This window comes from Geofilum rubicundum JCM 15548 (assembly GCF_000974365.1).
GTDB lineage: Bacteria > Bacteroidota > Bacteroidia > Bacteroidales > Marinilabiliaceae > Geofilum > Geofilum rubicundum.
The window spans coordinates 1-13,155 of the sequence record NZ_BAZW01000047.1; the positions used below are offsets into that span (position 1 = coordinate 1).

Below are 13,155 nucleotides of genomic sequence, written 5' to 3' on the forward strand. Positions count from 1 at the left end.
ATGGGCTACTATTTTTTCCGATATATTTGTGCCATGCTTAGAATTGATAAAACAGCCTCTTTAGCGCTATACAAACAAATTGTCGAGCTGGTTATTTCTGGCGTTCGGGACGGGCAATTCAGAAAGAACGACCGACTGCCTCGGTGAACGAAGTAGCCCGTTTGAATGGCCTGTCAAGAGACACCGTATTGTTGGCTTATAATGAATTGCGTGAGAAAGGGGTCATCAAAAGTATGCCTGGGATCGGTTATTTTATTGAACGGGATCGCATTGATGTGAAACTTCGTATTATGCTCTTGTTTGATGAGCTAAATGCTTTCAAGGAAGATCTGTACAATGCTTTTTTAGAGCAGTTGAATGGGAAGGGCGAGGTAGATATTTATTTTCATCATTTTAACGAAACCCTTTTTGACACTTTGTTGCGGGAGCATAAAAAGCAATATTCTGCATATGTCATAATGCCCGCCAATCTTAAAAATGCCGGTCGCGCCATCGGACAGTTGCCGGCAGACAAGGTGTATTTACTGGATCAGGTGCCTGATGTTTTGGAAGGTGCCTTTCCCTCAGTTTATCAATCCTTTGCAGAGGATATCTACAATGGTATGGAAAAGGGATTGAAATTACTGAGAAAATATCAGGAAATTTGTTTGATTTTCCCCGGAGGAAAAGAACCCAAAGGCTTTCTCTCTGGTTTTGAAAAGTTCTGCACGCATTACGCCTTTAATTATTCCATTAGCCCAGCCTTGAAACAACAGGACTTGAAAAAAAAGAAAGTGTATGTGTTGGTCAACGACAGGGATCTGGTTTTTTTGATCAAGTATTGCATGGCCAATAATTGGCGTCCGGGGGTGGATCTGGGCATCATTTCGTTGAACGATACTGGTCTGAAGGAGGTCGTTTCGGGTGGGATAACGACCATTTCGACGGATTTTCAAGCCATGGGAGAGCGCATGGCCCGTATGGTGCTGAAGCATCAAAAAGAATGTGTTAAAAACCCCTCCCGGTTGATTGTTCGCAAGTCTCTTTAACAGACAGAAGGGCCAAAATAAAACTGTTAAAAATCTGATATGTATTAAAATAATTTATATTTTTGCCTACCAGTACCTACCAGTGAAATTTAATTGATTAGATATGGATACAAAAGCGTTAAAAGCTCAGTTTTCTGAGCTGTATGGAGCAGAGGCCGAGGCGGTTTTTTTCTCGCCCGGTCGTGTGAATTTGATTGGTGAACATACCGATTACAATGGAGGTTATGTCTTTCCATGTGCCTTGAATTATGGAACTTATCTATTGGTGAGAAAGAACGCAGACAATGTGGTGCGATTTGCCAGCACCAATCTGGATTTGTCCATTGCGATTGCTCTGTCCGATTTGTCTATAAAACAACCCGATGGCGCCTGGGTGAACTATCCTTTGGGTGTTGTTGAGCAGTTTGCCAAAAAGGGCATCGAGATAAGTGGGCTGGATTTACTTTACAGTGGCAATATTCCCAATGGCGCCGGATTATCTTCCTCAGCATCCATTGAATTGGTTACATCGGTGATGATCAATGATTTGTATGAAGGGAAATTGGCCATGATGGAGATGGTTCAGTTGTCGCAGAACGCCGAAAATCAGTTTGTTGGGGTTAATTGCGGTATTATGGATCAGTTTGCCGTGGGTATGGGTAAAGCCAATCATGCCTTGGCACTTAAATGTGACACCCTTAAGTTTGAGGAAGTGCCATTGAAACTGGATGGTTATAAAATTGTCATCAGCAACACCAATAAGCGGAGAGGGTTGGCCGACTCCAAATACAATGAGCGTCGTTCTGAGTGTGAAAAGGCCCTGGAGGAGATGAATACGGAAGGTAAATTCCAATTTTTAAGCGATATCGATTTTGATAGGTTTAATGACCTGCACTCTAAGCTGTCGAGTGACGTGCTTCTGCGTCGTGCCCGTCACGTCATCACCGAAAATAAGCGGGTGGTAGATGCCATGTCGGCTCTGGAAAAAAACAACCTTCAGGAATTTGGCCAATTGATGAATGCCTCCCATGTATCGCTGCGCGATGATTATGAGGTAACCGGTTCTGAATTGGATGCCTTGGTGGAAGAAGCCTGGCGCGTGGATGGTGTGATTGGTTCTCGCATGACGGGTGCCGGTTTTGGTGGTTGTACGGTATCTATTGTGAAAGATGCGGCTGTGGATAATTTTCTATCGGTGGTAGGACCAGCCTACGAAAAACGCACGGGTCTCAAACCCGAGTTTTATGTGGCAGAAGTGGGAGATGGTGCCCGTCGACTTGAATAAGTTTCTTAATTTGAATGTTTGACCAACCGGGGTGTTAAATGATTGAGATTTAATATCCCGGTTTTCTTTTTGCTGCTATTTAATTTCTTTTTTATTGGTGCTAAATGGGCATTTGATTAAATTTGCAGCAGATTTCAATATAAACCGTCCAAAATTAACTTTCATGGTGCTTCTTTTCGGAGGTGAATCCTCTTTAGTACTGGCAGTGCATACCCAATCGCAGTTGCCCGAATCAGATATCAATAAACTGGAATGGCTCTTTAACGGTGCAAAAGTATTGCCCGGTGAAACCTTAGATGGCTATTTTGTTGGGCCCCGTCGGGAAATGATTACGCCCTGGAGTACCAATGCGGTTGAAATTACCCAGAATATGGGTGTTTCAGGCATACTTCGGATGGAAGAATTCTTTAGAGTGAATGGGCCCGATGCTCAATTCGACCCCATGCTGCAACGCATGTATAAGGGCATCGATCAAAGCATATTTACCATTAAGAAGGAGCCAGATGCCATTGTTCATATTGACGATGTGGCTGCTTACAATCAAAAAGAAGGTTTGGCCCTGAGTCAGGAGGAAGTCGATTACCTGAATGATTTGAGCCAGCGCCTGGGGCGCCAATTAACCGACAGTGAAGTTTTTGGATTTTCTCAGGTCAACTCGGAACACTGTCGTCATAAAATATTTAATGGCTCCTTTATTATCGATGGGGAGGAGAAGCCCAGTACTTTGTTCCAGCTCATTAAGCGCACGTCTAAAGAAAATCCCAATTTTTTAGTCTCTGCCTACAAGGATAATGTGGCTTTTGTTCAGGGACCAAAGGCCATTCAATTTGCTCCCAAAACGCAGGACAAGCCGGATTTTTTTACTGAAAAATCATTTGATTCCATTATATCATTAAAAGCGGAAACGCATAACTTTCCGACTACGGTGGAGCCATTCAACGGGGCCGCTACGGGTTCCGGGGGTGAAATTCGCGACCGTCTGGCAGGCGGCAAAGGCTCTTTACCTTTGGCGGGTACCGCGGTTTACATGACCAGTTACCCGCGTCCTGAAGGTGGCCGGGTTTGGGAAAAGAACATCCCTGAGCGTTCCTGGTTGTACCAGACGCCTGAACAGATTCTGATTAAGGCATCCAACGGAGCCAGTGATTTTGGCAATAAGTTTGGTCAGCCCTTGATTTGTGGTTCCCTGTTGACTTTTGAGCACTTCGAAAACCAAAAGAAATTTGCTTTCGATAAGGTGATTATGATGGCCGGTGGTATTGGCTATGCCCATAAAAAGGATGGTTTGAAAGATAACCCGGTGAAGGGCGATAAAGTCGTGGTGCTGGGTGGTGATAATTACCGTATTGGCATGGGTGGAGGTGCTGTATCCTCAGTGGCCACCGGCGAATTCGAAAATGCCATAGAACTCAATGCGGTTCAGCGTTCCAATCCGGAGATGCAGAAGCGTGCCATGAATGCCATTCGTGCCATGGTGGAAAGCGATGAGAATCCCATAGTGTCGATTCACGACCACGGTGCTGGGGGACACCTGAACTGCCTGTCTGAGTTGGTAGAAACTACGGGCGGAACCATTCACCTGGACCAATTGCCCGTTGGTGATCCTACACTATCGGCCCGCGAAATTGCCGGCAACGAGTCACAGGAGCGCATGGGCCTGGTCTTGCACGAAAAAGACATTGACACTTTGCGTAAAGTGGCCGAGCGGGAACGCTCACCCATGTATGTGGTAGGGGAGACCACAGGTGATATGCATTTCAAATTTATGGATGATAAGGGAAATGCGCCCATCGACTGGCAATTGACGGATATGTTTGGCAATCCGCCTAAAACGGTTATGAATGACCAGTCGGTCCGTGAGCCCTACGCCGCATTGACTTATGATGCGGGTCTGGTAAAGGATTATCTTGAAAAGGTATTACAAATAGAAGGTGTGGCTTGTAAGGATTGGCTCACCAATAAGGTGGACCGTTCAGTCACCGGACGTGTGGCTAAGCAGCAGTGTGCCGGAGAAATTCAGTTGCCCTTGAATAATCTGGGCGTGACTTCCATCGATTACCGGGGAAAAGAGGGGGTGGCGACTTCTATCGGACATGCGCCTGTACCGGCTTTGATTGATGCGGGTGCCGGTTCTGTATTATCGGTAGCGGAATCGCTGACCAATCTGGTCTGGGCACCTTTGACGCACGGACTAAGAGGGGTGAGCCTGAGCGCCAACTGGATGTGGCCATGTAAAAACAAAGGTGAGGATGCCCGGCTGTATGAGGCGGTTGAAGCCTTGAGTGATTTTGTGGTTGATTTGGGCATTAATGTGCCCACCGGCAAGGATTCTTTGTCGATGACCCAAAAGTACAAGAATGGCGACCAGGTGATGTCACCGGGTACTGTTATTGTGAGCACGGTGGGGGAAGTCTCAGATGTCCGTAAGGTGGTTGAGCCTGTCCTGGTGAAGGATGTTGAAACCACTCTTTTGCATGTGGACTTGTCGTTTGACACCTTGAAATTAGGCGGTAGCAGTTTTGCACAGGTGCTTAACCAATTGGGGAATGAAGTGCCGACTGTTGCCGATACGGATTATTTTATGGATGGCTTTGCTGCCCTGCAGGAGATGGTCAATGAGGGACTGATTTTAGCCGGTCATGATATTTCGGCCGGTGGTCTGGTGACGGCCTTGCTGGAGATGTGCTTCTCCAATAAAGATTACGGATTGACAATCGATCTGAGTGCCTTTGAAGAGCCTGATTTGGTTAGAATTCTGTTCAGTGAGAATCCCGGGGTTGTTATTCAGGTGAAGGATGTGGCAAAAGCTGAGGCTATTTTAGATAAATATGATTTGAGTTCTGTGGCTTTGGGTGCTCCTGTTGAGGTGCGCACATTGACCATTACCGGAAAAGGTGAAGATTTGGCTATTGATATTGATGCCATGCGCGACCTGTGGTTCCGTACGTCCTTTTTACTGGACCGCCAACAAAGTGGTGAGCATCTGGCGGCTGAGCGCTATGCCAATTACAAGGAACAGCCTTTGCATTACCGTTTTCCGAACAGTTTTAATGGCTCTTTAGCATCTCTGGGTCTCGATAAGACGCCGGCAGCAGGTGGCCGAAAGGCCAAGGCTGCGATTATTCGGGAGAAGGGGGTGAATGGCGACCGGGAAATGGCTTATACACTTTATTTGGCTGGTTTTGATGTGAAGGATGTGCACATGACCGACTTGATATCGGGGCGGGAAACGCTCGAAGAAATTGATTTTGTGGTTTATGTGGGTGGATTTAGCAACTCGGATGTTTTGGGTTCTGCCAAAGGTTGGGCAGGCGCCTTTTTATACAACGCGCAGGCTAAGAAGTCGCTCAACGCCTTTTACGAACGAGAAAATACACTGAGTCTGGGCATCTGCAACGGTTGCCAGCTGATGGTGGAGCTGGGACTGGTTTATCCCGGGACGGACGAGAAGCCTTTTATGGCCCACAATGAATCGCACAAATTTGAGTCGCAGTTTGTGAATATGGAGATTGCAGAGAACCACTCGGTGATGCTAAAGTCTTTGGCAGGCAGTCGATTGGGCGTTTGGGTGGCGCACGGTGAAGGCAAATTCAACTTCCCTAAAGGAAAAGAGGCTTATCATTTGCCTGGTTTCTACGGTTATGAGGGTTATCCGGCCAATCCCAATGGCAGCGATTTTAATACGGCTGCTATTTGTTCGCACGATGGTCGCCACCTGGCCATGATGCCGCACCCTGAGCGGGCTATTTTGCCGTGGCAATGGCCGCACTATCCGGCTGATCGCCCGGCGGACGAGGTTTCTCCATGGCTGGAGGCCTTTGTGAATGCGCGGAAATGGATCGAGGAGCGGTCGTAGCAATAAATCGCGGCTGACATAATAGGCCGGCCCACTTCGGTTATTACACTAAAAGCACGGAACTCGTCTTCGACTCAGACATCCGTGCTTTTTACGTTTCATAACCTTGTTTGCTAATCGGCCTATTCTGAAGGCCGCTTCTTATTTGCTACTCCCTTCCCAGAGTTAAAAGGAAATAGTTTAAATGGAATGGAGCGGTCGTAGCAATAAATCGCGGCTGACATAATAGGCCGGCCCACTTCGGTTATTACACTAAAAGCACGGAACTCGTCTTCGACTCAGAAGCTGTTTGAGTTTTGTTTTTGGAAGTTGTTTCACAAAAACAACCCAAAGGATAAGACTTAAACAGCTTCCTATACATCCGTGCTTTTTACGTTTCATACCCTCGTTGGCTTATCGGCCTATTCTGAAGGCCGCTTCTTATTGGCTACTCCCTTCCCAGCGTTAAAAGGAAATAGTTTAAATGGAATGGCGCGGTCGTAGCAATAACTCGCGGCTGACATACCAGGCCGGCTCACTTCGCTTATCATTTAATGCCGGGGTGCTTTTTCGTCGGGAAAGCGATCGGCGTATTCCTTCCAAAAACTTTTCACTTCGGTTTTGACTTCTTTGTGCAGCCAGAGCATACCCAGAAGGTTGGGAATGGTCATCAAGCAATGGTGATGCCCGAAAAGATCCAAATAAGGGAGGTGTCGACGATGGCCGCCAGAAAAAAGCCGATAACATAAACCATTTTATAATAGACAACGGATTTAAGGCCAAAAAGATAAACCATTGCTCTGCCGCCGTAGTAACTCCAGGAAATGGCGGTGGAGAAGGCGAAAAGCAGGAGGCCGATGGCTACGATGTACTTTCCCCATTCGCCCAGCCAACTTCGTGAGAAGGCAATGGTAGTTAACGGGGCGCTATGGACCAGCGATTTGCCAGAGATTTGAACATTGGCATTGGCGAGGGGCTTGCCCTGGCGGACTTCCAGTTGACCGCTAAAAGGTTGGTCTCTTCTGTTGATCACCACATCTTCTGCTACTGAACGGGCGTGAAGCAGGGTCACGGATTCTATGATTTGGCCTTCCACGACTTCCATAGAGCCGGAGAACAGTGGGAGGGGAGCAGTGCCTTTGATGTGACCGGCGAGTTGACTTTGCTGATCCGGGTCCGATTCGGAATAGCTATGGGCCAATATTTCCAGATCGGTCGTCTGGAAAAGATTGTCATGCTTCTCCTGCCAAACACCCGAAGCAAGGAGTGTCATGCCTGTAAGGGAGCAAATAATGATGGTATCGATAAAAGGTTCAAGCAGTGCCACCAGTCCCTCAGAAACCGGCTCATGGGCACGTGCTGCGGCATGCGCAATGGGTGCCGAACCTTGTCCCGCCTCATTGGAGAAAAGTCCCCGGTTAACCCCCCGGTTAAAAGCAAAGGCGACTGATGCGCCTAAAAAGCCACCGGTGGCGGCTGTTCCCTTAAATACATCATGGCCAATGGCCATAATCGATGGCCAAATGTTTTCGTAATTGTACACAATAACCAACAAGGCACCGATAAAATAAATGAGGGCCATGACAGGCACCAGGGTTTGGGTGACTTTGGCAATGCGCTTAATGCCGCCTACAATGACAAAGGCCAACAGAACGGATAAGATAACGCCCGTGTATATGTGAGGAATGGTAAAGGTTTCGAAAAGAGAATTGGCAATGCTGTTAATTTGTGGGAGACTGCCGGTACCAAAGGAGGAAAAAACGGTGGCCACTGCGAAAATGGCTGCCAGCCATTTTCCGAAATGCAGCGTTCGGCCGGAGGGGAGCTTCAGATGCAAACGTTTTTTCATGTAGTACATGGGGCCTCCGGCAATGGAGCCATCCGGCGCTTTTTCGCGGTACTTGTGTGAGAGGGTGACTTCCACAAATTTGGTGGTCATTCCAATCACCGCCGTCATGAGCATCCAAAACAGCGCTGCTGGTCCACCCAAATGCAAAGCCAGCGCTACTCCCGCAATGTTTCCGGTGCCTACGGTGCCCGACAGGGCTGTAGTCAGCGCCTGAAAGTGGCTGGTATCTCCCTCATCCCCTTCGCGGTCGAATTTACCCCTGACAATCTTCAGGGCATACTTGAAATAGCGGATTTGCGGAAAAACCAGATAGAGGGTGAAAAACAAACCGGTTCCCAATAATAAAAAGACGAACCATTGTGAGCCACCTATAACGGAATCGATAAGCGTTAGTACATCACTGAATTGCTGCATGGAATGGTGATTTTTATGGACCGTAAGAAAACGGTTGTTTTTTATATGGTTTTGAAATTAATTGTTGATAATTGCTAACAAAAATAGCGCAATATCCGGATTTTCCATAAAATGTTTTCATTTTTGCTCCAATACTTCAAATTGGAAGTGGTTCAATGTTCATTTTCGAGATGATGATTGGATGTAATGCTTAATTGGTAGGAGACCAGAGCGAAATAAATCTTTTCTAAAATGGATTATTAACTGCCATGTACAATAAAGGATTGGAAAACTTTTATCTGTTCTTGGTCAAAACCATCAAAAAGGGGGACCGTCGCATTTTCGACGGTCCCCCATATACCATTCAGATCCTGATCAATTTAAACCATCAGGGTTTCGATGTCTTCTTCAACCGTGGCAATGGGTGCAATGCCAAAGTTCTCTACCAATACCTTGGTGACGTTGGGTGAGAGGAAGGCGGGCAGCGTGGGACCTAAATGGATGTTTTTAACCCCTAAGGACAGTAGGGCCAGCAAGACAATCACTGCTTTTTGCTCGTACCAGGCTATGTTATACACGATGGGCAGCTCATTGATGTCCTCCAGTCCGAAGGCCTCTTTGAGCTTTAGTGCTGTAACCGCTAATGAGTAGGAGTCGTTGCACTGGCCGGCATCCAATACGCGTGGAATGCCACCTATGTCGCCCAAAGGCAACTTATTGTACCGATACTTGGCGCAGCCGGCAGTCAGGATAACGGAATCCTTTGGCAAGGCTTCGGCAAAGTCGGTGTAATAGTTGCGGTCGTTCATTCGGCCATCACAACCGGCCATGACCACAAATTTTTTGATGGCACCCGATTTTACGGCATCCACTACCTTGTCGGCCAATGCCGCCACCTGATTGTGGGCAAACCCACCGGTGAGGGTGCCTGTCTCAATTTCTACCGGAGCCGCACATTTTTTGGCATGCTCAATCAGCACGGAGAAGTCCTTAGGCTGGCCATTCTGACGCTCTGCGATGTGTGTGCAACCATCAAAACCGGCCGCTCCTGTGGTATATACACGTTCTTTGTAGCTGGCTTTGGGTGGTACCAGACAGTTGGTGGTGAGTAAAACGGGACCGTTAAAGCTTTCAAACTCCTGCGTTTGGGCCCACCATGAATTGCCATAGTTACCCACAAAGTGTTTGAATTTTTTGAAGGCCGGATAATAATTGGCCGGCAGCATTTCACTGTGGGTATAGATATCGATGCCCGTTCCCTCGGTTTGTTTTAATAACTCTTCAAAATCTTTCAGGTCATGACCGCTCACTAATATGCCGGGGTTTTTGCCCACGCCCAGATTAACCGTGGTGATTTCGGGGTGACCATAACTCTCGGTATTGGCTTTGTCGAGCAGCGCCATTACGTCCACGCCATACTTACCACATTCGAGTACGAGGGGGAGCAATTCGTCGACGCCAAGTGTGGTGTCGGTTGTCGCTACCAACCCCTTTTTCATGAAGCGGTTGACTTCTGCATTGCTGTAGCCCAGATTGGCGGCATGCTCTGCATAGGCGGCCATTCCCTTCATACCATAAATCAGCAATTCCTTCAGAGAGCGAATGTCTTCATTTTTTTCATTGAGGATACCCACGGTTTCACTTTTGGCATAGAGCTCTTCGCGGTTGCTGCTGCGCCAGGTAGCGCACTCAGGTGCTTCTTCTGCAGATTTGGTCAGTTCTTTCAGTTCCTGTTGAATGTCTGTTCCTTTTTCAATTTGCTCAGATATTTTATGGGCATCGAAATTGGCGTTGGTAATGGTGATAAACATGGCGTCAATGATGTATTTTTCAGCCGCTCTATGCTCAATGCTTTGTACATCGGCCTGGTGGCTCCACCAGGCTACACCTTTGGTGACAAACAGTAATAAGTCTTGTAGATTGGCGACTTCAGGGGATTTTCCGCAAACGCCTTTGATGGAACATCCTATGTTTTTGGATGCTTCCTGACATTGATAGCAAAACATACTCATAACAGTTTTTTTTAATATTTAATTTTTAGTAATCTCTCTTTTTATAGGTGCTCAGGCCGAACGGTTTTATTAACAAAAATATTTTGTTAAATCATTTGTCCTGATTCAGAAAGCCCATTATTCTATTTCTTTTTTAGACCCATTCTTCCTGGAGGACTTCGCCCTCCACTGATATTTTCATCATTTTGAGGGGGATTTTGCGGCTACTTTGAGCAACAGCCATTTTGGCCATTTGAAGTAAGCCTGAACAGCAGGGTACTTCCATAATGACAACGGTGAGGGTATTTATTTTGGCCTCATTGATCAAGCGCTGCAATTTCTGGATGTAGGTCTCTGTGCCCTGATCGAGCTTGGGACAGGCGATGCCGACTGTTTTTCCTTTCAGTATTCTGTTGTGAAAATCGCCCATGGCAAAGCCGGCACAATCGGCCGCCAATACCATGTCGGTACCTGTGAAAATGGATGAGGCCGGATTGATAAGGTGCATTTGAACCGGCCACTGCCTTAACTCTGAGACACTGCCTTGTGTGGGCATGGCGGTCGGTGAAGGTGCTGCAGGCTGTTTGATTGGCCGCTCTGCTGAACCGGGACATCCGCCACCGCCATGTGCCTGTTGCATGACTCCGATTTTGGGTCGGTGCATCTCACGTATGACGTCGTCCAGATTAAAGGGCAATTCACTTCGATGAAGCTGCATGTGCGTCATGGCTTGTTTCATAAAGGCGGTTTCATTGTGATCGCGTAAATGCTTCAGGTGAGCAATGACGGTATTTTTTCCTTTGGGGATTATCAGGTCGATGACCTTAATCTCGTCGTAGGGCTCTGCCTCCCGTTTTTCCATGGTGATGGCACCCTGTGGACAATGACCAATGCAAGCACCCAGTCCGTCACATAAGAGATCAGATATGAGTCTGGCCTTGCCATCAATAATCTGCAGGGCGCCTTCGTGGCATCCCGGAACGCATTCCCCGCAACCGTCGCACAATTCTTCGTTTATGTTGACTACTTCTCTCAGCATGGTGTTTAATTTTATTGGTTGCTACAAAACTAAGGCTGGTCTTGGTGGAAATCTGTAACATTGGTTACAAATCAGCTTTTTTCTGTTATTTTTGATTGAAAAACCAGGCTGTTTTGGTTGAGCAGCAATGATGCTTTTAACATAAGTGCTTAATAAACAGGTAAAAAGAGTGAAATTATGGAAAAAGTCAAATTATTGGTTCAATCCACTTTATTCAGGAACATAGAGGAAGGGGAGTTATATGCCTTATTTGAAAAGGTCCACTATCAGGTGAGGTCCTACTTGCCCGGTGAGGTGGTGGTGTATAGCGGAGATGAATGCAACGAGCTGCAGATCGTGCTTATGGGCAGTGTGCGCGGGGAAATGATGGATATGGCCGGCCGGGTGCTAAAAATTGAAGACATTGGCGTGTCGAGACCTTTGGCGGTGGCATTTTTGTTTGGTCAGAACAACCGCTATCCGGTAACCGTGACTGCCAATGACCAGGTCAGGTTAATGGTGCTTCCGAGAGCGTCGGTCATCCAAATGATGCAGCTCAATGTGAGTTTCCTGACTAATTTTATGAACGATGTCTCTAACAGGGCGCAGTTTATTTCCGGTAAGCTGAAGTTCTTGTCCTTTCAAAGTTTGAAAGGCAAGCTGGCCCACTATCTTTTGGAGCAGGATCAGCAGGGGCAAGGCCGTATTGTACTTTCCAAAACCCAGGAGCAACTGGCTGATTTGTTTGGGGTGGCGCGCCCCTCGCTGGGACGGGTGCTGCGCGACTTGCACAATGAAGGTGTTATTTCTGCCACGGGCAAGCATATTGTCATTAAGGACCGGGCGGCCCTGCAAAGCTATCTGGGAAAATAAACCTATTGGCGCAACAGGCGTTTCGACAGCTGATCAACATTGACCAGTGCCCGGGGCAGGAGATGGTCATGGCTGACACGTACCGGACAAATATCAATGCCGCCGCGACGTGTATAAATACAGGTTACCATGAGCTCTTCGGGCGAAAAGGCATCCCAAAGCCGCTTGTAGATCATTTCACAGATTTCTTCATGAAAATGGTTTTCGTTGCGAATGGAAACCAGGTATTGTAATAAGCCGGATGCCTTAGGTGAGCGTGGTCCTTTAATATGGATATAAGCTGAGCCCCAATCGCTGGTGGGTGATTTTGCAGTTGCTGCGCAAAAGGTGCGTAGCCACCTTTTGCATTCCATGCGTGTTTTCTTCAGGAATCAGCAGGGAAGGCGTCTCCGAAAAATGGGTAAAGCGCAGGTCCTGCACTTCGGGATGCTTTTCCAATACCGAAAATGCATCAAAATCATCCTCAGCACCTTTCAGATCTCCGTCAAAAAAGGCCAGATTCACCTTTGTCTGTAATAATGCGGACAAGTCTTTTTTAATGGTGCCAAGAATTTGATCAATACCCTCTGAAGCATTGGAGCCCATTCTCTCCATGTTGAAACCGTTGAGGTACAATTTCAGGGATTTGCTTTCCACCAAAAATTCGCTGTCGGCCGCATAGCTCAGTTTGAGCAGTCCCGCTACCGGCAACCCTTTTTCCGTTAGAAAGCTCAGTTCGTAGGCATGCCAGACATCCACCCCTTTGAAGGTAAATGGTCTGCACTCAACTGGTAAATCTCCCGATTGAGTGACCGCGGTACAGCCACCAGTATTTTAGGGCTATACTGCTGCGGATAGCCGACTTTCTTGCCCAGTATTTTTCCTTCTATTGGTTCCATGGCAAAGAGTTATTGGATGGTTGAAT

The 13,155-nt window shown here is 47.2% G+C and carries 10 protein-coding genes; 4 read left to right on the top strand and 6 right to left on the bottom strand.

Features of this window, described 5'->3' with window-relative positions:
* The first annotated feature begins 143 nt into the window (after positions 1-143).
* From JCM15548_RS15820 to purL, 3 genes are all read left to right on the top strand, one after another.
* Entirely contained in the window at positions 144-1,028 is an 885-nt protein-coding gene (locus tag JCM15548_RS15820) for a substrate-binding domain-containing protein (protein WP_227625929.1), read from the top strand.
* A 103-nt stretch (positions 1,029-1,131) separates the two neighbouring features.
* On the top strand, positions 1,132-2,292 hold the full coding sequence (locus JCM15548_RS15825; RefSeq protein ID WP_062127499.1) for a galactokinase: 1,161 nt from the start codon (positions 1,132-1,134) through the stop codon (positions 2,290-2,292).
* Positions 2,293-2,455: 163 nt separating this feature from the next.
* The gene (gene purL, locus JCM15548_RS15830) at positions 2,456-6,148 is read left to right on the top strand and encodes a phosphoribosylformylglycinamidine synthase (RefSeq protein ID WP_062127501.1); all 3,693 of its coding nucleotides are present in this window, start codon (positions 2,456-2,458) and stop codon (positions 6,146-6,148) included.
* A 649-nt stretch (positions 6,149-6,797) separates the two neighbouring features.
* Here purL and JCM15548_RS15835 read toward each other — a convergent pair.
* The 3 genes from JCM15548_RS15835 to JCM15548_RS15845 form a co-directional block, all read right to left on the bottom strand.
* Positions 6,798-8,390, bottom strand: coding sequence for an alanine/glycine:cation symporter family protein (locus JCM15548_RS15835; protein WP_227625930.1), 1,593 nt, complete (start codon positions 8,388-8,390; stop codon positions 6,798-6,800).
* Positions 8,391-8,749: 359 nt separating this feature from the next.
* Positions 8,750-10,381, bottom strand: coding sequence for a hydroxylamine reductase (gene hcp, locus JCM15548_RS15840; protein ID WP_062127503.1), 1,632 nt, complete (start codon positions 10,379-10,381; stop codon positions 8,750-8,752).
* A gap of 133 nt (positions 10,382-10,514) precedes the next feature.
* Positions 10,515-11,399 (bottom strand): ATP-binding protein, encoded by an 885-nt coding sequence (locus tag JCM15548_RS15845; protein ID WP_062127505.1) that lies wholly within the window; start codon positions 11,397-11,399, stop codon positions 10,515-10,517.
* A 177-nt stretch (positions 11,400-11,576) separates the two neighbouring features.
* Between JCM15548_RS15845 and JCM15548_RS15850 the strand changes: the two genes are divergently transcribed.
* Entirely contained in the window at positions 11,577-12,251 is a 675-nt protein-coding gene (locus JCM15548_RS15850; RefSeq protein ID WP_062127507.1) for a Crp/Fnr family transcriptional regulator, read from the top strand.
* Between the two features lie 2 nt (positions 12,252-12,253).
* Here the strand turns inward: JCM15548_RS15850 and JCM15548_RS24440 are convergent, their stop codons facing one another.
* From JCM15548_RS24440 to JCM15548_RS24450, 3 genes are read right to left on the bottom strand one after another with little or no spacing between them, the layout of a single operon-like run.
* Positions 12,254-12,604, bottom strand: coding sequence for a hypothetical protein (locus tag JCM15548_RS24440; protein ID WP_227625931.1), 351 nt, complete (start codon positions 12,602-12,604; stop codon positions 12,254-12,256).
* The gene (locus JCM15548_RS24445; protein ID WP_227625932.1) at positions 12,516-12,989 is read right to left on the bottom strand and encodes a hypothetical protein; all 474 of its coding nucleotides are present in this window, start codon (positions 12,987-12,989) and stop codon (positions 12,516-12,518) included. Before JCM15548_RS24445 ends, JCM15548_RS24440 begins: the two co-directional genes overlap by 89 nt.
* Positions 12,962-13,129 carry a hypothetical protein gene (locus JCM15548_RS24450; protein WP_227625933.1) on the bottom strand — a complete coding sequence of 56 codons (168 nt, stop codon included), beginning with the start codon at positions 13,127-13,129 and terminating at the stop codon, positions 12,962-12,964. The genes JCM15548_RS24445 and JCM15548_RS24450 overlap by 28 nt, the downstream gene beginning before the upstream one ends.
* Positions 13,130-13,155 lie beyond the last annotated feature (26 nt).

Coding starts and splice junctions, on each gene's coding strand:
- JCM15548_RS15825 (WP_062127499.1), top strand. CDS start 1,132: ATGGATACAAAAGCGTTAAAAGCTCAGTTTTCTGAGCTGTATGGAGCA.
- purL (WP_062127501.1), top strand. CDS start 2,456: ATGGTGCTTCTTTTCGGAGGTGAATCCTCTTTAGTACTGGCAGTGCAT.
- JCM15548_RS15835 (WP_227625930.1), bottom strand. CDS start 8,390: ATGCAGCAATTCAGTGATGTACTAACGCTTATCGATTCCGTTATAGGT.
- hcp (WP_062127503.1), bottom strand. CDS start 10,381: ATGAGTATGTTTTGCTATCAATGTCAGGAAGCATCCAAAAACATAGGA.
- JCM15548_RS15845 (WP_062127505.1), bottom strand. CDS start 11,399: ATGCTGAGAGAAGTAGTCAACATAAACGAAGAATTGTGCGACGGTTGC.
- JCM15548_RS15850 (WP_062127507.1), top strand. CDS start 11,577: ATGGAAAAAGTCAAATTATTGGTTCAATCCACTTTATTCAGGAACATA.
- JCM15548_RS24440 (WP_227625931.1), bottom strand. CDS start 12,604: ATGGAATGCAAAAGGTGGCTACGCACCTTTTGCGCAGCAACTGCAAAA.
- JCM15548_RS24450 (WP_227625933.1), bottom strand. CDS start 13,129: ATGGAACCAATAGAAGGAAAAATACTGGGCAAGAAAGTCGGCTATCCG.